The 20,001-nt window shown below is 32.4% G+C and carries 18 protein-coding genes; 3 read left to right on the top strand and 15 right to left on the bottom strand.

The window, feature by feature from the left end:
• Positions 1 to 50: 50 nt before the first annotated feature.
• The gene (locus CLU81_RS25520) at positions 51 to 1,706 is read right to left on the bottom strand and encodes a M1 family metallopeptidase (RefSeq protein WP_099712407.1); all 1,656 of its coding nucleotides are present in this window, start codon (positions 1,704 to 1,706) and stop codon (positions 51 to 53) included.
• A gap of 168 nt (positions 1,707 to 1,874) precedes the next feature.
• Here CLU81_RS25520 and CLU81_RS25515 point away from each other — a divergent pair, with 168 nt between their 5' ends.
• Complete coding sequence (locus CLU81_RS25515) at positions 1,875 to 2,573, top strand: carbohydrate-binding family 9-like protein (protein ID WP_099712406.1); 699 nt, start codon at positions 1,875 to 1,877, stop codon at positions 2,571 to 2,573.
• Positions 2,574 to 2,827: 254 nt separating this feature from the next.
• Here CLU81_RS25515 and CLU81_RS25510 read toward each other — a convergent pair whose 3' ends face one another.
• From CLU81_RS25510 to CLU81_RS25455, 12 genes are all read right to left on the bottom strand, one after another.
• Positions 2,828 to 3,433, bottom strand: a complete 606-nt coding sequence (locus CLU81_RS25510) for a hypothetical protein (RefSeq protein ID WP_099712405.1) — start codon at positions 3,431 to 3,433, stop codon at positions 2,828 to 2,830.
• Between the two features lie 129 nt (positions 3,434 to 3,562).
• Positions 3,563 to 4,159 (bottom strand): bifunctional phosphoribosyl-AMP cyclohydrolase/phosphoribosyl-ATP diphosphatase HisIE, encoded by a 597-nt coding sequence (hisIE, locus tag CLU81_RS25505; protein WP_099712404.1) that lies wholly within the window; start codon positions 4,157 to 4,159, stop codon positions 3,563 to 3,565.
• A gap of 128 nt (positions 4,160 to 4,287) precedes the next feature.
• The gene (gene hisF / locus CLU81_RS25500; protein ID WP_099712403.1) at positions 4,288 to 5,043 is read right to left on the bottom strand and encodes an imidazole glycerol phosphate synthase subunit HisF; all 756 of its coding nucleotides are present in this window, start codon (positions 5,041 to 5,043) and stop codon (positions 4,288 to 4,290) included.
• A gap of 83 nt (positions 5,044 to 5,126) precedes the next feature.
• Positions 5,127 to 5,852, bottom strand: coding sequence for a 1-(5-phosphoribosyl)-5-[(5-phosphoribosylamino)methylideneamino]imidazole-4-carboxamide isomerase (gene hisA / locus CLU81_RS25495; protein WP_099712402.1), 726 nt, complete (start codon positions 5,850 to 5,852; stop codon positions 5,127 to 5,129).
• Between the two features lie 53 nt (positions 5,853 to 5,905).
• The gene (gene hisH, locus CLU81_RS25490; protein WP_099712401.1) at positions 5,906 to 6,487 is read right to left on the bottom strand and encodes an imidazole glycerol phosphate synthase subunit HisH; all 582 of its coding nucleotides are present in this window, start codon (positions 6,485 to 6,487) and stop codon (positions 5,906 to 5,908) included.
• A gap of 79 nt (positions 6,488 to 6,566) precedes the next feature.
• Positions 6,567 to 7,703 carry a bifunctional histidinol-phosphatase/imidazoleglycerol-phosphate dehydratase HisB gene (hisB, locus tag CLU81_RS25485; RefSeq protein ID WP_099712400.1) on the bottom strand — a complete coding sequence of 379 codons (1,137 nt, stop codon included), beginning with the start codon at positions 7,701 to 7,703 and terminating at the stop codon, positions 6,567 to 6,569.
• A gap of 171 nt (positions 7,704 to 7,874) precedes the next feature.
• Positions 7,875 to 8,354, bottom strand: coding sequence for a hypothetical protein (locus CLU81_RS25480; RefSeq protein ID WP_099712399.1), 480 nt, complete (start codon positions 8,352 to 8,354; stop codon positions 7,875 to 7,877).
• A 40-nt stretch (positions 8,355 to 8,394) separates the two neighbouring features.
• Positions 8,395 to 9,441, bottom strand: a complete 1,047-nt coding sequence (gene hisC, locus CLU81_RS25475) for a histidinol-phosphate transaminase (protein WP_099712398.1) — start codon at positions 9,439 to 9,441, stop codon at positions 8,395 to 8,397.
• A gap of 129 nt (positions 9,442 to 9,570) precedes the next feature.
• Positions 9,571 to 10,854: a histidinol dehydrogenase gene (hisD, locus tag CLU81_RS25470; RefSeq protein ID WP_099712397.1), complete on the bottom strand. Its 1,284-nt coding sequence runs from the start codon at positions 10,852 to 10,854 to the stop codon at positions 9,571 to 9,573.
• Between the two features lie 101 nt (positions 10,855 to 10,955).
• Positions 10,956 to 11,813, bottom strand: a complete 858-nt coding sequence (hisG, locus tag CLU81_RS25465) for an ATP phosphoribosyltransferase (protein WP_099712396.1) — start codon at positions 11,811 to 11,813, stop codon at positions 10,956 to 10,958.
• 309 nt (positions 11,814 to 12,122) lie between these two features.
• On the bottom strand, positions 12,123 to 13,523 hold the full coding sequence (locus tag CLU81_RS25460; protein WP_099712395.1) for a cell wall metabolism sensor histidine kinase WalK: 1,401 nt from the start codon (positions 13,521 to 13,523) through the stop codon (positions 12,123 to 12,125).
• Entirely contained in the window at positions 13,524 to 14,189 is a 666-nt protein-coding gene (locus tag CLU81_RS25455; RefSeq protein ID WP_099712394.1) for a response regulator transcription factor, read from the bottom strand.
• Between the two features lie 200 nt (positions 14,190 to 14,389).
• Between CLU81_RS25455 and CLU81_RS25450 the strand changes: the two genes are divergently transcribed.
• Positions 14,390 to 16,480 (top strand): LTA synthase family protein, encoded by a 2,091-nt coding sequence (locus tag CLU81_RS25450; protein ID WP_099712393.1) that lies wholly within the window; start codon positions 14,390 to 14,392, stop codon positions 16,478 to 16,480.
• Between the two features lie 390 nt (positions 16,481 to 16,870).
• Here the strand turns inward: CLU81_RS25450 and CLU81_RS25445 are convergent, their stop codons facing one another.
• Positions 16,871 to 17,869, bottom strand: coding sequence for a zinc dependent phospholipase C family protein (locus CLU81_RS25445; protein ID WP_099712392.1), 999 nt, complete (start codon positions 17,867 to 17,869; stop codon positions 16,871 to 16,873).
• A gap of 173 nt (positions 17,870 to 18,042) precedes the next feature.
• On the opposite strand from CLU81_RS25445, the gene CLU81_RS25440 reads away from it, so the two are divergent.
• A complete protein-coding gene (locus CLU81_RS25440; protein WP_099712391.1) occupies positions 18,043 to 18,996 on the top strand; it encodes a hypothetical protein in 954 nt (317 codons plus the stop codon).
• A 10-nt stretch (positions 18,997 to 19,006) separates the two neighbouring features.
• Here CLU81_RS25440 and CLU81_RS25435 read toward each other — a convergent pair whose 3' ends face one another.
• Positions 19,007 to 19,972: a YeiH family protein gene (locus CLU81_RS25435; protein WP_099712390.1), complete on the bottom strand. Its 966-nt coding sequence runs from the start codon at positions 19,970 to 19,972 to the stop codon at positions 19,007 to 19,009.
• Positions 19,973 to 20,001 lie beyond the last annotated feature (29 nt).

Raw genomic sequence — 20,001 nt, 5'->3', positions numbered from 1 at the left:
AACTCCAACATAATTGGAATTCGGGATTTTTAAAATATTGGAATTTAAAATTATTCCACAATATTAGAAGTCGTAACATAGAAATCTTTATCAACTTCCAGCTTTCTGTCTTCATTTGTAGTTTTCTCAGATTGCCATTCTGTTGTTGGTTTTAACCAAGTTTCAACACCATTTATTTTCACTCTAACCGGCATATCAAATTTGGCAACACAATTTGTCCAATGATATCCAAAAGTGCCATTTTTGAACATATATTCAAAAACCGGAATTTGTGTTGTAGTCAAATATTGTGCAAAAACTCTATTAAAGTTAATTCCTGATTTTTCATTTATATAATCCTGAATTTGTTTTCCTGTAACAGTTTTATGGTAAAAAGTACTGTTTAAACCTCTTAAAATCGATTTCCATTTTGCATCATCGTTAATAACCTGACGAATCATGTGCAGCATATTTGCACCTTTTGGATACATATCTCCTGATCCTTCATTATTTACGTCGTAATGACCAATAATAGGTTTATCGTTACTAATTCCTTTTCTGCAACCAATTACATATTCAGCTGCGGCATCTTTTCCGTAGTAATATTCTAGAAATAAACTTTCAGAATAGTTGGTAAAACTCTCGTGAACCCACATATCTGCAATATCTTTATACGTAATATTGTTAGCAAACCATTCGTGTCCAGACTCGTGGATAATAATAAAATCAAATTTTAATCCCCAACCAGTTCCACTTAAATCACGTCCTAAATAACCATTTTTAAAGCCGTTTCCGTAAGTCACACTACTTTGGTGCTCCATTCCTAAATAAGGCGCTTCGACCAATTTATAACTATCTTCGTAAAAAGGATAAGGTCCAAACCAGTTTTCGAAAGCTTTTAACATTCTAGGAACGTCCTTAAATTGTTCTTTGGCTACAGCCAAATTATCTCTCAAAACGTAATAATTACAATCTAATTCGCCTTTTTCCCCCTTATATTTCTCAGAGAAATTAACGTAATCACCAATATTAATATTTACACCATAATTATTAATAGGATTCGAAACATACCAATTAAAGGTCTTTGTACCGTCTTTTTCTTTTTTAACGCTTTGTAATCTTCCGTTCGAAACATCAGTCAAATCTCCCGGAACATTCACGCTGATTAACATATTTTCTACTTCGTCATACATATGATCTTTGCATGGCCACCAAACGCTTGCGCCTAAACCTTGGCAAGATGAAGCAATAAAATCTTTTCCGTTTTTATCTTTTTTCCAGGTAATTCCGCCATCCCAAGGTGGTTTAATAGCTTCTTTAGGTATTCCACCAAAAGAAATAATTATCTCTTTTGTTTCACCCACTTTTTGAGCTGCAGTTAATTCAATAAAAAAAGCATTTCCGTCTCTTTCAAACTTCAGTTCTTTTCCATCCTGCGTTACTTTGTAGATCTGCATTGGTTGCTGCAAATCAATTTGCATTTTGTTATTCTGCGTCAAAACAGTATAACGAACAGTGTTTGAACCTGTAATAGTCTTATCTTTTGGATTTACTTTCACATCTAAATGATAGTATTTCAAATCCCACCAAGCTCTCTCTTTAGTAATGCTTCCGCGTAAAGTATCCTGATGTGTAAAAACCGTTTCAGACTTATTAAGAAGTCCTTGCGCATTGGCTGTAAAACCAACTAAAAAGGCGATAAAAACGCCACCAAAGTATTTTTTCATTATTTATAAATTTGTAATAAATAAGGTAATTAAACCAGCTTAATCTTCAACAAATGTAAACAATCCTATTAAGTTTCAAATGATTTTACAATTTCTATTCCGAAAATTTAATGTTAAAATTCATTTATTCTTTTTTACTTTAGCAAATCAAAAAAATTACTGCTCTATATGAAAATTAGAAAAATTGCAGCTGTTGTATGCTTTGTGTGTTCGATAACAACTTATTCGCAAAATATTCCTGTTTACAAAACAAACGAAAAATTAATTATTGATGGAGATTTATCTGATTGGAAAACACCTTTTTCAGGTCCGTTTGTAATTCATAATTCAGCCGAAAAAGCAACACAAAACACAATGGTTTCACTTTCGTGGAATGATGAAAACCTATATATAGCTTATCGTTCAGCAGATTCTAAAATAGTTGGAACAAACCAAAAAAAAGATTCTCAAATTTTCAATACAGATGATTTAGTCGAAATTTTTATCGATCCAGATGGTGACGGTCAAAATTATGTTGAAATTGGAGTAAATGCATTTTCAAGCCATTATGATATGTTACTTAAATGCATTTCGCCTCTTTGTGGCGGTTGGAATACTTCAATAGCATTTAATATTACAGGAATGGAAGCGCAAAGTAAAATAACTCCTGAAGGTTTTACTACAGAAATTAAGATTCCGTTCTCAAGTTTAGAAACTATTCAAAACGGTAATTTTAGTAAACCTAAAGCAGGCACAAAATGGAGAGGAAATGCTTTTAGAATTGATTACGGTAACACAACCGAATATCTTGCATTACAACCTTATAAAAGCGGAAGATTTGGATTTCATCAACCGGATCAATTTACTGTTTTTGAGTTTATGGAGTAAGGAGTTTAATCGTTTATTTGGTAAATTGTTTAACCGCATAGTTTGTCATCCCGAGGAATGAGGAAGCTCCCCGCAAACAATTATAATTATAGAACGCGGATGACGCAGATTCGCTAAAGCGAAAACGCGGATTTATGCGGATTTTTTCTTTTTTGTTTGTCCTTTTTTTGTCAGGCTGAGCGAAGTCGAAGCCCCACAAAGCAATTCAACAAACTGGATTTTAGATTTATTAATTAGTTTTTTTTTTTTTATCCTTAATTGATAAACTGTGGTGTCAAATTATATTTTACTTCAGGATAATAAAAACTTATAGGCGATAAAAAATCAAAAACCTTATTATCTTCTTTCATTTTATAAATTTCAAATATAGATTTATTGGATTCAAAATGAATATTTTGTAAAAACCGATCATTTAAATCTCCATAAACTTTATAAGTTTGTAAAAACATTGTAATTCCTTCTTTTAAAACTTTAGGATTCGTAAACTCTTTTGGAAGAAATATATTTATAAAAGAATCATTATCGACATATATCTCTCCAGTGCTACCGTTAATTGTACTAAAATTACCATAAGGTGATTTTTCTAGAAACAAAATTAATCTCTGACCAGCTTTTAGCGCTTTAATTCTTGGATCACAAATCCATTCCTCCCAGATTGCAACTTTAATTTTCACAGGTGATTTTCCTTTTACAAACTGGCTTATTGTAAATTCGTATTCATTCTTTGAAACTTTAGAAACTGTTCCGTCAACAATTAAATCTGCCTTTGCAATAACAATTGAATATGGTATTTCATGTTTCTTAAAAGCGTAATTAAAACAAGTATTCATCAACATTAATAAACAGATATACAATTTCATAAAAGAATATTTAGAGGTATTAAAAGTACTTTTTTTTCAAATATTACATACAAAAAATTGCATCATGTTTAAAACTCTAATAGTTATAAATCACAATGCAATCTTATTTTCTTTCCTTTAAAACCTAAACTACTTCTGGCGTTTCTTCAAGACTTCAACAACATCATTCAACTGAAAACCTTTTGCCTGAAGCAATATCAAGTAGTGAAATAACAAATCGGCGCTTTCGCTTAAGAATAAATCATCGTTATCATCTTTGGCTTCAATAACAACTTCTACCGCTTCTTCACCAACTTTTTGGGCAATTTTATTGATTCCTTTTTCAAATAAAGAAGCAACGTAGCTTTTCTCAGAATCGGCGTTTTCTCTTCTGGTTTTGATTGTATTTTCTAATTGAGAAATAAAACCATAATTTTCCTTGTTTTCTTCCTGCCAACACGTATCAGCTCCCGTGTGGCACGTTGGCCCAACTGGTTTTGCCTGGATCAAAAGTGTGTCACCATCACAGTCGTTTTTAATATCTACTAGATTCAAAAAGTTTCCACTCTCCTCGCCTTTTGTCCAAAGTCTTTGTTTGGATCTGCTAAAGAAAGTTACTTTTTTGGTCTCTATTGTTTTTTGCAAAGATTCTTCGTTCATATATCCCAGCATCAAAACATTTTTTGTTTCAGAATCCTGAATAATTGCCGGAATCAAACCGTGTGCGCTTTTTATATCTATTTCCATAATTTGTAGTCTAAAGTTTTAAAGTCGAAAGTCTTAAAGATAAAACTAGATTCGAACTTCCTATATTATCACTATTTATTTATAATCTTGCTTCTAAGATCTTTCTTCTATATTCTATACTCTATTTTCTAAAGTCTAACTTCAATTCCATTATCTCTAAGTTCTTCTTTCAAAGCCTTAATCTCAATCTCTTTAAAGTGAAAAACACTCGCAGCCAAAGCTGCATCAGCTTTTCCTACTTTAAAAGAATCCACAAAATGCTGAATATTTCCCGCACCGCCAGAGGCAATAATCGGAATATTTATTAAAGTCGATAATTTGGCCAAAGCTTCGTTTGCAAAACCATTTTTGGTTCCGTCATTATCCATCGAAGTAAATAGAATTTCTCCTGCGCCGCGTTCTGCTACTTCTATTGCCCAATCAAATAAATTAAGTTCTGTTGGCACTTTTCCGCCAACTAAATGTACGATCCATTGTCCGTTAATTTGTTTCGCATCAATTGCAACAACAACACATTGACTTCCGAATTTCTGAGCCAAATCATTAATCAATTGCGGATTTTTTACTGCCGATGAATTTATCGAAACCTTATCAGCTCCATTATTCAGAAGGATTTCAACATCTTCAACAGACGAAATTCCACCGCCAACCGTAAACGGAATATTAATTTTCTCCGCAACACTTCTTACCATATTGACCAACGTTTTGCGACGTTCTTCAGTGGCAGAAATATCCAGAAAAACCAATTCATCTGCACCTTCAGCCGAATAGATTTCAGCCAGTTCAACCGGATCACCAGCATCGCGCAAGTCAACGAAATTAACACCTTTTACAGTTCTTCCGTTTTTTATATCCAAACAAGGAATGATTCTTTTTGCTAACATTTTTTTTAATGTGTCAATTTGAGAATTAGATAATTAGATAATTTTAAACACAACGTAAAGAATTATCTAATTGACTAATTATCTCATTTTCTAATTATGTAATCCTCTAGTTGTTTCAAGGTAATTCTGTTCTCGTAAATCGCCTTTCCAATTATAGTTCCTTCGCAGCCTAATTCAGCTAATTTAGGAAGTTCGTCGAAAGTTGAAATTCCACCCGAAGCAATTAGTTTTAAACCATTTGCTTCTGCTAAAATTTTCTTATACAAATCAAAACTCGGACCTTGTAACATTCCGTCTTTTGCGATATCCGTACAGATAACATACTGAATTCCTTTAGTTTGATATTCCTGAATAAACGGAATCAAATCTTCATCTGAATCTTCTAACCAACCCGAAACGGCAATTTTTTCATCTTTAGCGTCAGCGCCAAGAATAATTTTTTCTGAGCCATATTCCGAAATCCATTTTTCGAAAATTGCTCTGTTTTTTACAGCGATACTTCCGCCTGTAATTTGACTCGCACCACTTTCAAAAGCAACTCTCAAATCATTATCAGATTTCAAACCACCGCCAAAATCAATTTGCAAACTCGTTTGTGTTGCAATTTGCTCTAGTATTTTATAATTGACAATTTTACTCGATTTTGCGCCATCTAAATCTACTAAATGCAGATACTCAATTCCGTGTGCTTCGAATGATTTCGCTACTTCAAGCGGATTTTCGTTGTAAATTATTTTGGTATCGTAATCCCCTTTTGATAAGCGAACACATTTTCCGTCGATGATATCTATGGCTGGTATTATTCTCATTTTATTTATGTCTTAAAGTTAGAAAGTCTAAAGTCGTAAAGTCTTTAATCTTTTTACATTTTTAAAAAATTCTCTAATATTTTCTCCCCAACGGCACCACTTTTCTCTGGGTGAAATTGAGTTCCGTAAAAATTGTTTTTTTGCAAAGCCGATGCATATTCAAGTTCGTAATCCGTTACAGCAATAGCTTCATCGCAATTTGGGGCGTAAAAACTATGCACCAAATACATGAATTCATTCTCAGAAATTCCTTTAAACAAATCCGATTTTAAATCATAAATCTGATTCCAACCCATTTGTGGCACTTTTACTTTTGAAGTAAATTTAATCACATCAACATCAAAAATCCCAAGTCCTTTGGTATTTCCTTCTTCAGATGATTTACACATTAATTGCATTCCAAGGCAAATTCCCAAAACCGGTTGTTTCAAATTCGGAATCAAACTATCCAAACCGCTTTCTTTCAACTTTTTCATAGCCGAACTTGCTTCTCCAACTCCAGGAAAAATCACTTTATCAGCCGCCAAAATTTCATCCGGATTATTACTCAAAACAGCTTTAAAACCAAGCCTTTCAATAGCAAACATAATGCTCTGAATATTTCCTGCTCCGTAATTTATAATTACTATTTTCATTTTGTTTTTGTTTGTTTTGTTTCAAGTTGCAGGTTTCACGTTCTGTTGTGCAACCTGAAATCTGAAACTTGACACTTTTTTACAACATACCCTTTGTCGAAGGCAAAATCATTTTCTCTGTATCTCTTTTCACCGCTACTTTTATTGCTTTCGCGAAAGCTTTAAAAATTGCCTCAATTTTGTGGTGTTCATTAGTTCCCTCGGCTTTTATGTTGATGTTAGCTTTTGCGCCGTCTGAGAATGATTTAAAGAAGTGAAAAAACATTTCTGTTGGCATTTTTCCAACCATTTCGCGTTTAAATTCGGTTTCCCAAACCAACCAGTTTCTTCCGCCAAAATCAATTGCAACTTGCGCCAAACAATCGTCCATTGGCAAACAGAAACCGTAACGTTCTATTCCAAGTTTATTTCCTAAAGCTTTAGCAAAAACTTCTCCTAAAGCAATTGCAGTATCTTCAATTGTATGGTGTTCATCAACTTCAAGATCGCCTTTTACTAGGATTTCCAAATCCATTTGACCGTGACGCGAAATTTGATCTAACATATGATCAAAAAAAGCAATTCCGGTTTCGATTTTACTTTTTCCGGTTCCGTCTAGGTTTAAATTGATAAAAATATCGGTTTCATTAGTTTTACGCGTAATCGAAGCCGAACGCGCTTCAAGTTTCAAAAACTCATAAATCTCTTTCCAACTCATTGTTTGAAGAATAATCGTTTCGTCTAATTCCTCACGTTTAGATGAAATTTCGTTACTTCCAATTCCGTCATTATCATTGATAAAAATGGCTTTTGCACCAAGATTTTTAGCCAATTCAACATCAGTCAAACGATCTCCTAGAACAAATGAATTTGCTAAATCATATTCCGGATTATTAATATATTTTGTCAGCATTCCCGTTCTTGGCTTGCGTGTTGGCGCATTATCTTCCGGAAAAGATCTGTCGATAAAAATATCATCAAACAAAACTCCTTCATTTTCAAAGGCTTTTAAGATAAAATTTTGCGTTGGCCAAAACGTATCTTCCGGAAAACTATCCGTTCCTAATCCGTCCTGATTGGTCACCATCGCCAATTCGTAATCTAATTCATTGGCAATTTTAGCCAAATATTGAAAAGCTTTTGGATAAAATTCTACTTTTTCCAAAGCATCTAATTGATAATTTTCTGGTTCTAACACAATCGTTCCGTCACGATCGATAAAAAGTACTTTTTTCATAGTTTATTTATATTTTGGGCGTGTCCCGCCGAAAAAGGCGGGTCGGGCTTTCGTCTATATTCCCGATTAACAAAAACTACGGCTAAAAAGCCTTGTTTTTCTAAATCGCGAGATACCGCCTCTATCCCTCACGCAAAAACGGTTTTCGAGATCTTTATAGTTATTATTTTTTTATGCTATATGATATTTACTTTCAATATCAGTTCCTTTGAATTTTACACTTAAGAGCCAATTACCATATTTTGTGTATTCAATATCAATAACATCATTTACTTTTAATTTAAAAAAAACTTTTTCACTAACATTACAGCTTTTTATTACATTCGAATCGAAAATAATTTTGAATGTTGAAGGATTTTTTCTTCTAAAACCTTCTTCTTTGTCAATGATTATAAATTCATTAATAATCTTCACTCCTTCTTTTAAATCCTTTCTGGCTCCAAAAATTTGTGTAGAGAAATAATAAATTAGTAGACACAAAATGACAAAACCAGCATAAACAACAAAAAAAGATCCCGAAGAATAATAACAAGCAATTGTAAAACCAATAATAAATAATGAAAGAAAAGTAATTAAAATACCAACTTGTCTAATCTTGTTTTTTAAGATTTTCATTTCATTATCATTCATTCGTGTTTCTATTGGAATCATAAATTATAATTTCTTTAAGCAAAAATTTTTCGGTTAAATTTTACTTCAACAACTTCAATTCTTTAATCAAAACTGCATTTTCCTCAGGAATTCCAATCGTAAAACGAAGGCAATTTTCGCATAATGGCTGAGTTGTTCTATTACGAATTACAATTCCTTTAGCAATTAATTCATCGTATCTTTTATTCGCATTATCCACTTTTACTAAGACAAAATTAGCCTCTGTAGGATATACTTTTTCTACAAAACTTACTTCAAGTAAAACTTTAAGCAATTCTTCTCTTTGTTCAATAATAGAAGCTATTTCTTGTTTTATTTTATCCGAATCATTTAAACGGACAATAGCTCTTTGCTGCGTTAATTCGTTTACATTATAAGGAGGTTTTATCTTATTCAAAACTGAGATCACAGCTTCTGAAGCATAACAAATTCCCAAACGAATTCCCGCTAAACCATAAGCTTTTGACAAAGTTTGAGTAATCACCAAATTTGGATATTCATCGATTTCTGTCAACCAGCTTTCTTTATCCGAAAAGTCGATATAAGCTTCGTCGATTACGACCAAACCTTTAAAATTCTGAAGCAATTTCACCACACTTTCATCCGAAAAAGAATTCCCAGTTGGGTTATTTGGCGAACATAAAAAGATGATTTTTGTACTCTCATCTACAGCGTCCAAAATTTTCTCTACTTGTGGCTGAAAATCTGTAGAAAGTAAAACTTCTCTATTTTCTACCGCATTGATATTCGCCAGAACACTGTACATTCCGTAAGTTGGTGGCAACGAAATAATATTATCCGTTTTTGGCTCACAGAAAGCTCTGAAAAGCAAATCTAATACTTCATCACTTCCGTTTCCTAATAAAATCTGACTTGACTTTACGTTATTATTCTTCGCCAAAATAGCTTTAACCGAATTCTGTTGCGGATCCGGATAACGATTCACACCATTCTGAAACGGGTTTTCATTAGCATCCAAAAATATCATTTCGGCCGTATCAAAATCCTCAAACTCATCACGCGCCGACGAATAAGGCTTTAATATTTTTACGTTTTCACGCGTTATTGTATTTATATTGAATTTCATTTTTTTATTTTTTTGAGGAGAGGAAAGAGTCAAGATGCAAGAAACAAGACTAAAATCTAATCCTTTAACTTCTTGCTTCTTGCTTCTTTCTTCTTTCTTCTATAATCTATTCTCTTTTTTCTATGTTCTCTACTCCAAACTCTTTAAGCGAAGCGTCACAGCATTTTTGTGCGCTTGCAAACCTTCGGCTTCAGCCATAACTTCAATCGCTTTTCCAATGTTTTGAATTCCTTCTTTAGATATTTTCTGAAAAGTCATTGATTTCATGAAACTATCCAGATTTACACCGCTATAATTCTTTGCGTATCCGTTTGTTGGCAAAGTATGATTTGTTCCGGAAGCATAATCACCAGCGCTTTCCGGAGTATAATTTCCAATAAAAACAGAACCTGCATTTACAATTCCGTTGCAATAGAAATCATCAAATTCTGAACAGATAATAAAGTGTTCCGGTCCGTATTCATTGATTAATTCTAAAGCAATTTGGTCGTTTTCAACAAAAATCAATTTTGAATTTTCAATCGCTTTTTTAGCAATTTCCTTTCGTGGAAGAACTTCAATTTGAGTCTGAATTTCATTTTCGACAGCATCAATTAATCTTTTTGAAGTCGAAACTAAAATCACCTGACTATCCGTTCCGTGTTCTGCCTGAGATAACAAATCCGAAGCTACAAACGCAGGAACCGCAGTATCATCAGCCACAACCAATAATTCCGATGGTCCTGCCGGCATATCGATCGCTACTCCAAATTGTGTTGCTAATTGTTTGGCAACGGTTACAAATTGATTTCCAGGTCCGAAGATTTTATAAACTTTCGGAATTGATTTTGTCCCGAATGTCATTCCTGCGATTGCCTGGATTCCGCCTACTTTTAAGATTTTGGTTACGCCACATAAATTGGCTGCATATAAAATAGCAGGATTAATTTTTCCTGTTTTATCTGGTGGCGAACATAATACGATTTCTTTGCAACCTGCAATTTCAGCAGGAACGGCCAACATTAAAACTGTTGAAAACAAAGGCGCTGTTCCTCCCGGAATATAAAGTCCGATTTTTTGAATTGGTCTTTTTTCCTGCCAACAATTAACACCTTCTGTGGTTTCGATCGAAATTCGTTCTGTTTTTTGAGCAGTGTGAAATTTTAGAATATTTGCTTTTGCTAATTGAATCGCTTCTTTCAGTTCATCTGAAATCAAACCAATTGCTTCCTGAATTTCTTCAGTTGTAACTTCGTAATTTTCTAAAGTGATTCCGTCAAAAATCGAAGTGTATTTAGCAACAGCTTCATCTCCTTTTTTCTGAACTTCTTTAAAAATTTCTTTTACCGTAACTTCGATATCATCGATAGTTTTGGTTGGTCTTTTTAATATTTCTGACCAGGTTTCTGGTTTTGGATTGTCTATTTTAATCATTATTTTCTGCTTTATGCTATAAGCTGTAGGCTTTAAGCTTTATTAACTTTGTCATTTTTGGGCTTAAAGCATATTGCCTAAAGCCTAGTGCGGGCAAAGCCCTAAAGTACCATTTTCTCAATTGGGCAAACTAAAATTCCTTCGGCTCCAGCCTCTTTTAATTTGTCGATTACATCCCAAAAAGTATCTTTATCAATTACTGAGTGTACACTACTCCAGCCTTCTTGTGCTAGTGGTAAAACGGTTAAACTTCTTAAAACCGGCAATATTTTACCAATTTCGTCAATTTTATCGTTTGGTACATTCATCAAAATATATTTTGAATTTCTTGCTCTTAAAACCGATTGTATTCTGAATTTTAAAGTATCGATGTGCTTCTGAATTTCCGGTGAAACTTTTGGAGAAACTGCCAAAACTGCTTCACTTTTAAGTATAACTTCTACTTCTCTTAAGTTGTTTTTGAATAAAGTACTTCCGCTTGATACGATATCTACAATTGCATCAGCAAGACCAATATTTGGAGCAATTTCTACAGAACCTGAAATTTGGTGAATATCAACTTTTAATCCAAAAGAATCGAAATATTCATTAACTGTATTTGGGTAAGAAGTTGCAATACGTAAACCTGCCAAATCCTGAATTGAGTTGTAATTGAAGGCTTTAGGAACTGCAACAGAAACCTTACATTTTGAAAATCCTAATTTTTGAATTACTTCAATATGTTTTCCTTTTTCTACCAATAAATTATCTCCTACAATAGCAAGATCTACGACTCCGTCAATTAAATATTGGGGAATATCTGAATTTCTCAGGTACAAAACTTCTAATGGAAAATTTGAAGCCTCAGCTTTTAATTGATCGTTTCCGTTGTTGATCGAAATACCGCAATCTTTTAAGATTTGAATGCTGTCTTCGTTTAAACGACCAGATTTTTGAATTGCAATTTTTAATGTACTCATTTTTTTAGTTTTTGTTGGATTAATAGTCTGAGTACAAAGAATTGGTATAAAAAAACCCGTTTGATGTACTCAAACGGGTTTTAAAATATGATGATTTACATGCATACCATTAACACATCGCTTGAGAGCAATAATGAAAATGATGATGATGTAATTGAATAGAAATCATGACTTGGTTTATTTTTTAATTCTTTGATTCGGTTGCAAATATAACAGTTAATTTAATAAAAAAGCAATTTTTAATTTAACTTAACGATAGTTTATTGTTAAAAAATGCAATCTATGCCGTTTTTATTACATTTTTTAATTCTACGATAACGATTTCAGGTTTTCATTAAAACTCAAAAAAACAGTGGTTCCAACTCCTATTTCGCTCTCGATTTTAAACTTAATATGCAGCAATTCTGTAATTCTTTTTACAATTGATAATCCTAATCCAGTTCCTTTAATTTCAGGATGATCTGTTGAATTTGATCTAAAGAAAGGATTAAAAATTGCTTCCAGATCTTCTTTGGCAATTCCGATTCCGTTATCAGAAATTTTACAGATTATTTTTTCATTTTGTTTCGAAAGTAAAATTGAAACTGCTCCGTCTTTTTTAGTGTATTTAATTGCATTCGAAATAATATTTCTAAGAATTGTCACTACTAAGAAATTATCTGATTTGATGTAATAGTCTTCTAAAGCATCGAATTTTATATCGATATTCAGATTGTTTATCTTCTCAGAATTTAGCGTTAAAACATCCAAAATCATTGCGTTTAAATAAACCGTTTCCGGACTTATACCTTTCTTTTGATTCTCAAAACGAGCCATTAATAAAAGCTGATCCACTAACATATTTAAGTGATCTACTTCTTTAATGCAATAATTTATTTTTTCTTCATATTCCTTATTATCACGAGGTTTACGAATCAAAACTTCAAGCGTTCCCTTAATTACTGTCAAAGGCGTTCTTAATTCATGAGAAGCATCAGACGTAAACTGTTTTTCACGTTCTATTGCATCTTCAATTCGGTTTAATAAATTGTTTATGGTTTTAGAAAGTGTATACAATTCATCACGTGTTCTGGGTAAGGGAATTCGTGTTTTCAGGTTATCTTTTGTAATTATTTTTGAGGTATTTATAATCGCATTTATCGGTTTTATACTTCGGCCAGCAAAAAATCGTGCTATAAAAAACAACAAAATTAAAATCCCCAGGAATGATAGAGACATAATGTCAAACAAATTATTCAATACCATTCTAGAATCTGCCAATGACATTGCGACAATTACATATCCTATTTTCTTATTATTAATATGAAGTGGAACCTGAATTTGTCGTACAGCATGATCGCCTAATTTAGTATCAAATAGCTTAAAATCTTCTACCGAATCTTTGAATTCAAGTGTTTCTGTTTTTAGATTTGGTGCTTTTTCTATCACTTTTTTATTCAAATCTAAAAACTCTACAAAAACCGGATTCACGTCAACAGTATTATGTTCGCGTTCTTTCCACTCTTCGGCATCAATAAAAATTACTTTGCCATTTACAACCTTTAATTCTTCTAAATGATTTTTGATTTCGACATTGATATTTTCATCAATATGGCTATAAACAGTATGTTTTACAATGGAATATATAATAGAGAAAACTACCAAAATCAACAAACCTGTCGTGATAATATAGTTTAAGGCAATTCTGTTTTTAAAAGAAAGTTGCAACATTTATAAGTCGTTAGCGATATATCCAATACCGCGAATTGTTTTAATATAATCTTCTTCAATTTTTAAATTGAGTTTTTTTCTGATTGCGTTCATAAAAACATCAATTACGCCGGTATCATATTCAAAATTTATCTCCCAAACATCTTTTAAGATTTGATTTCGTGTACAAACTTTTCCTTTATTCTTAATAAGATAAGTCAGTAATTCAAACTCTCGTTGTGTAAGAGAAACTTCTTCGGCGTTTTTTAGAACAACATGTTTTGATAAATCTATTGTAATTGTTCCTAAAGTAAGTATTTCTGCTTTTTTTTGATTTCTAAAATGAATCTTAATACGTTCTACGAGTTCTTCAAAACTAAAAGGTTTCTTGATATAATCATTTGCGCCTGCTTTTAATCCTTCAATTGTTTCCTGAACGGTATCTTTTGCGGTCAGAAAAATAATTGGTGTTGTTTGATCCTTGATTCTTATAGCTTTACACAAGGCCAAACCATTAATTTTTGGCAACATCCAATCCAACAAAATTAAGTCAAACTTTTGTTCCTGAACCAATTCAAAACCTTTTGAACCATCATTTGCGGTTGTAATTTGATATCCTTCTTCTTGTAGACCTTGCTGTAAAAACTGAACGATACCTAGTTCATCTTCAACTATTAAAATGTGCATTTAATATTAAATTTTAGATTAAAACTTTAAATTTTATCTTCAAAGATAAAGATTTTGAGCTCAGAAACCGCTTAAAACCATAAGAATAGCGCAAACCAATTAATCTTAAGCAAATATTAAGATAACGTTAAGTAACATGAAAGTATAACTTAATCCGGAACTAATGTATATGGATTAATTTTGCTCAAAAAAATAATTAGATGACTTTTTACAAGAAATATTCCCCACTTTTCAATCTTGCATTGTTTTACTTTATCGTAAGCTTTGTTCTACGAATTGTTTTGTTTTTTCATCCTATAACTCAAAGCTCATTTACTATTCTTGAAAGCCTGAAAATCTTTTCATTAGGACTTGTTTCAGATTTCTTTGTTTTTGCAGTTGCAGGTATTTTTTTATGGCTGTATTTAATTACTGTTTCTAACACTAAATACAATAAACCTTGGGGTTACATCATTTTAGGTGGTTTTATAGCGCTATTCCTTTATGTTGCTTCAGGTAAAAGTATCGTTACAGAATATGGCGGAGCTTTGCCAAATATTGTTTTAATTTTTATTGGAATTAAAATGACTCTTTTTGCTCTTTTACTTTTTATTCCAAAACAAAGAGAGAAAATCAGATATTGGTTATTTGCTTTTGTGGTTTTTCTGTATGTTTTATTGATTCTTCAAAATGGTTTAAGTGAATATTTCTTCTGGAATGAATTTGGTGTTAAATACAATTTTATTGCTGTTAACTATCTAATTTATACAAATGAAGTTATCGGGAATATTATGCAGTCTTACCCTGTTATTCCAATATTTTCGGCTTTGTTTTTAATAACCGGAATCATTACTTATCTTATTCTTAAAAAATCTAAAAATTTCATCAACGAGATTCCTTCTTTTAGTGAGAAAATAAAAATCAGCGCGGTTTATATAACCTTGTTCGTAATTTCTTTGATTGCAATTCCTACTTTGGCTAAGACCGAAAACTCTAAAAATGTCTTTGTAAATGAATTACAAGCTAATGGATTGTATAAATTCTATCTTGCTTTTCAGAATAATAAATTAGATTATTTTAAATTCTATAAAACGTTACCAAATCAGGAAGCTTTTGCATTATTAAAACAACAATTCCCAACCATTTCAGGCGAAAATACTTCACGTAAAATAACGAGTGATTCTCTTGAAAATCACAAGAATGTTGTATTAATTACTATCGAAAGTTATAGCGCCGAATTCATGAAAATGTACGGAAACGAGCAAAACATTACTCCTTTCTTAGATAGTTTGGCTCAGAAAAGTTTACTGTTTACCAATTTATATGCTGCCGGAAACAGAACGGTTCGCGGACTTGAAGCAGTAACTTTATGCTTACCTCCAACTGCCGGAGAAAGTGTTGTAAAAAGAGAAGACAATAAGAATAAATTCTCAACTGGAGCAATCTTCAAACAAAAAGGTTACAATGTAAAATTCATGTATGGCGGAGATGCTTTCTTTGATAATATGCAGGATTTCTACAGCGGAAATGGTTACGAAATTGTAGACAAATCAAGTTTTTCTCCTGAAGAAATTACGTTTTCTAATGTTTGGGGCGTTTGCGACGAAGATATGTACAACAAGGCGATTAAGGTTATGAATGCTGAAGCAAAGGAAAACAAACCTTTCTTTAACCATATTATGACTGTTAGTAATCACAGGCCTTTTACTTATCCAAATAATAAAATTGATATACCCGGAGATATTAAATCACGTGACGGCGGAGTAAAATACACGGATTATTCATTGAGAAAATTCTTTGAAATGGCGAGTAAACAGCCTTGGTTCAAAAATACTGTTTTCGTAATTGTTGCTGACCATTGTGCTTCAAGCGCGGGAAAAACACAACTTCCGTTAGACAAATACAGAATCCCAGCTTTTATATATACTCCAGATGCAAAACCTGAAAAGTATAATAACATAATGTCGCAAATTGATCTTATGCCAACGCTTTTTGGATTATTGAATTTTAGTTATGAAAGTAAATTCTTTGGTCAGGATGTTCTAAAACCTGATTACAAACCAAGAGCTTTTATTGCAACTTATCAGGATTTAGGTTTGATTAAGGATAATGTTTTAACTATTTTATCTCCTAAACAGCAAGTAAAACAGTTTGATTTAGAAATCAATCCAAAACCAGGTCTTGCTCCTGAATTTCAAATTGATTACAATGAAATTCCAACGAATAAAGAAAGAGCTGATTTGATTAATGAAACTATTTCGTTTTATCAAACGGCTTCAGATATGTTGAAGAAAAAGAAATATCAGAAGTAGTGATGAAAGTCCATTCCCGAAGCTTAATGACATTAAGTTAAGAAAAGAATAATGTTATGGCGAACAGAATCTCTCGCAAAGACGCAAAATCGCTAAGGTTTTGTCATTTCGAGGAACGAGAAATCTCCACAAGTAACTCCGCAACGAGAATCCAATCTTTGTCGAGCTGCTTGTGGAGATTTCTCGTTCCTCGAAATGACAAGATTGTCGCAAAGCCTTAATAACTATAAAAATTCGATTTTCAAGGATATCTTACTTCAATGAAATAACAAAACAAAAAAGAGCCTCAAATTCTAATGAATTTGAGGCTCTTTTTATTAATGGGAATTATTAAGTTTCATTACCACATTTCAACTTGTAACATGAAACCTGAAACTAAAAAAACTTTCCTTAGTCATTCTGATTCTTCATCCCGAATAAGTATCCGTCCTGATATAATTTTTGATCTTGTTTCAAAGATTCATTGTTACGTTGTGTAACTTCAAATGAATCTAACTTGCTTAAATCTGGTTTTCCAGCGTTTACCCAGGCAGTATACCAAAAACTTGCTGTTGCAGCAATTGCTTTTCTCATTTGGCTTTCAACCATTCCGTTTAATTCCTGGTGCAATTTAGCAGCATATTTTTCAGAGAATTTAGCTGTATTGTATTTAGTTTTAGCCACTTTTCCATCTGCATCCATTTCAAAAACCTGATTTTCCGGAGTTGCAGTTCTTAGTTTTTTATCAACTGCCAATAAAGGCTCGACTAAACTATGAGTATCATTAATCATGTCCCAAGTTGCTTTGTGAACATCTTCGTAATACTGCGCTTGCGGTACATTTAACTTGTAGTTTTTAGCAAATAACTCAGGTAATCTGCTTTCCCAAAGTGAATGAATTCCTTTTTGATCCGTTAATTGTCCGTCATGATTTGCAGACGTATGCAATGGCATATGTGCATCACCAATATAATGACCTAAATCTGCTGCAAGGAATAAAATTTCAGCTCTGTTTTTCTCTTTAAAAGCTTTAGTTAATTTTACCATCATATCTTCGATATACCAAGGCAAAATACCGTTTTCATTCAAAAATTTAGCGTCGTATTTAGTCTTTGCTTCTTCTAAAGTTTTTGGAAAAGTCTCTGGCGAACCAAAACTTTCCATGTCAAAATAATGTCTTGGATTTTCGTCTTTATAATTTAAAGCATATTTACGGATGTCCGGTACAGAAGCTTCCTGAGTAATAAAATCAATGTGATTGTAAAAAAACACTTGTATCGATTGAGGTAAAGCCATTACCGCTGCTTTGTTAATACGTTCATGTCCAACGATTCCCCAGGATAATGTCAAAAATCCAATTCCTAATGCAAAAAAAGCAATTAGTTTTGGTTTCATTTTAAAGTTTTTCATTTATAGATTTGTTTGAGGGGGCAAATTTATCTCATTTAAATATAATTCAAAAGAATACTTTCAAATATTGTGTAAATTTAATTTTGTATGGCATTTAAACCATTTAAATGAGATAACCTCAAATCCAAAGTTTATTTGTAATTTCGTTTTACTTTAGCCCTAAATTATTTCCTATGCGCCTAATCAGCCTGAGTTTTCTTTTTTTGATGGTTTCTTCCGTTTGTATTGCACAAGATGATATTATAAAGCTTAAAAATGTTAGCGATACTATTCTAAATACTAAAAGAACATTGCAGATTTCTGATCCGTTAGACGCTGTAAAAACAATGCAAAAGCTTTTTCCGGGCAAATTATACAATTTATCAGATCATAATACTTTTATAAGCTGGAATTGCAAAAGTTGCAAACCTACTGCATTTAAAGATGTTAACGAGGTCGAAGGCGATCAAATGTTTTCATATACACGAGGCGTTGCAACCAGACTTTTGGAAAACATCGATTATAAAGATTCTAAAGGAAATCAATTTAAACTCTTGTTTTTCAATCATTCTATTTACGATGAAGACGGCTTACAAACCGGAAGATTTTCTGGTGGCCTTGTTGGTGTTGCCAAGTTTGCAAAAAATGATAAAATTTGGCAAATGAGATCTTTTCAACCTGCAGTTGCGGGATTTGGCGCATTTGCACAAGCACCAAAACCTAAACTTATCGAGATTGGCGAAGATCAATATGCTTTTACATTATTACATGTTAATGGCGGTGCTGGCGGTCCGTTTGAAGGTATTCTATATCTTGTTGCAGGATTTGAAGGTAAATACCAACCAATCATGCAAGTTTATGACTATCAACTTACGAATGTTGCAAGTGTAACGTGGTCAAGTTCTTATACTGTTGTAAACGACAATACTAAAAAACACTTTAGAGATATTATCATTAAAACAAGCGGTACTTTTGATAAAGCTGAACAAGTTAATGATGAATTCGAAGTTAATTTACCTGCGGAAATAGCTGCAATGGCTAAAACCAAAAAACAGTTTAAATTCGAGATTGAAAAACATTTTTCGTTTAAAGGAAAACTCTACAAAATGGTTGATAAACCAATTGTTAAATTCTCGAATGTAAAATAGTTTTGTTCTTTTAATGAAAGTATAGTATTGAAGCTAATCCTAAACAAGCGATAAATATCCAAAGGAAGATTCCTTGTAACAACGGCTTCACGCCTACTGATTTTAAAGTATTTATATTCAAGGTTGCTCCAATCAGAAACAATGTGATTGTTAATCCAATTTTTGCAATTCCCACAATATGAGGCGCAATAATAGCAGTTGCCGGCACATAAGTATTAAAAAGCATCGCAAGAATAAATAATCCTATGAAGTAAGGAATTTTAATTTTACTGTTTTTACTTTTAAAAATTACGGCAGTCAAAATCGAAATTGGAATAATCCATAATGCTCTGGCTAATTTTACAGTTGTTGCAATTTGCAAAGCTTCGGCTCCATATTTATTTGCTGCTCCAACTACAGAACTTGTGTCGTGAATAGCAATTGCGCACCATAATCCGAAGTCTTTCTGAGATAAGTCAAGCTGATGTCCGATAAACGGGAAAACAAATAATGCGATCGAATTCAGAATAAAGATTACGCCTAATGCGATTGAGGTTTGATTTTCATTTGATTTTATAACTGGTGAAATCGCTGCAATCGCGCTTCCTCCACAAATAGCAGTTCCGCAAGATATTAAATGTGATGTTTTTCTATCCGTTCTAAGCCATTTCCCTAGAAATGTACCTAATATTAAAGTGCTGAAAATAGAAAATATAGTCAGTAAAAAACCTTCTTTTCCGGCAGAAAGTGCGCTGGAAGCATTCATTCCGAAACCTAAACCAACTACAGAAAATTGTAATAAATAAGTAATCGCTTTATTATTGAATTCAACAAATGGATTTCCAAAAATATTCACCATTATAACTCCTAATAATAATGCAATTGGCGGAGAAATTATAGAAAATAAGCAAAGAGCAATAATCAAAGTAAAAATTCCTTGTTGTATATAAAGGTTAACTTCTAATAAATGTGAGCTTGTATGTTGTTTCGTTTTCAAAATAATAGATTTGATATTTCTTTTACAAA

The organism is Flavobacterium sp. 9 (assembly GCF_002754195.1).
Taxonomy (GTDB): domain Bacteria; phylum Bacteroidota; class Bacteroidia; order Flavobacteriales; family Flavobacteriaceae; genus Flavobacterium.
This window is presented reverse-complemented; position numbering and strand designations above follow the sequence as displayed.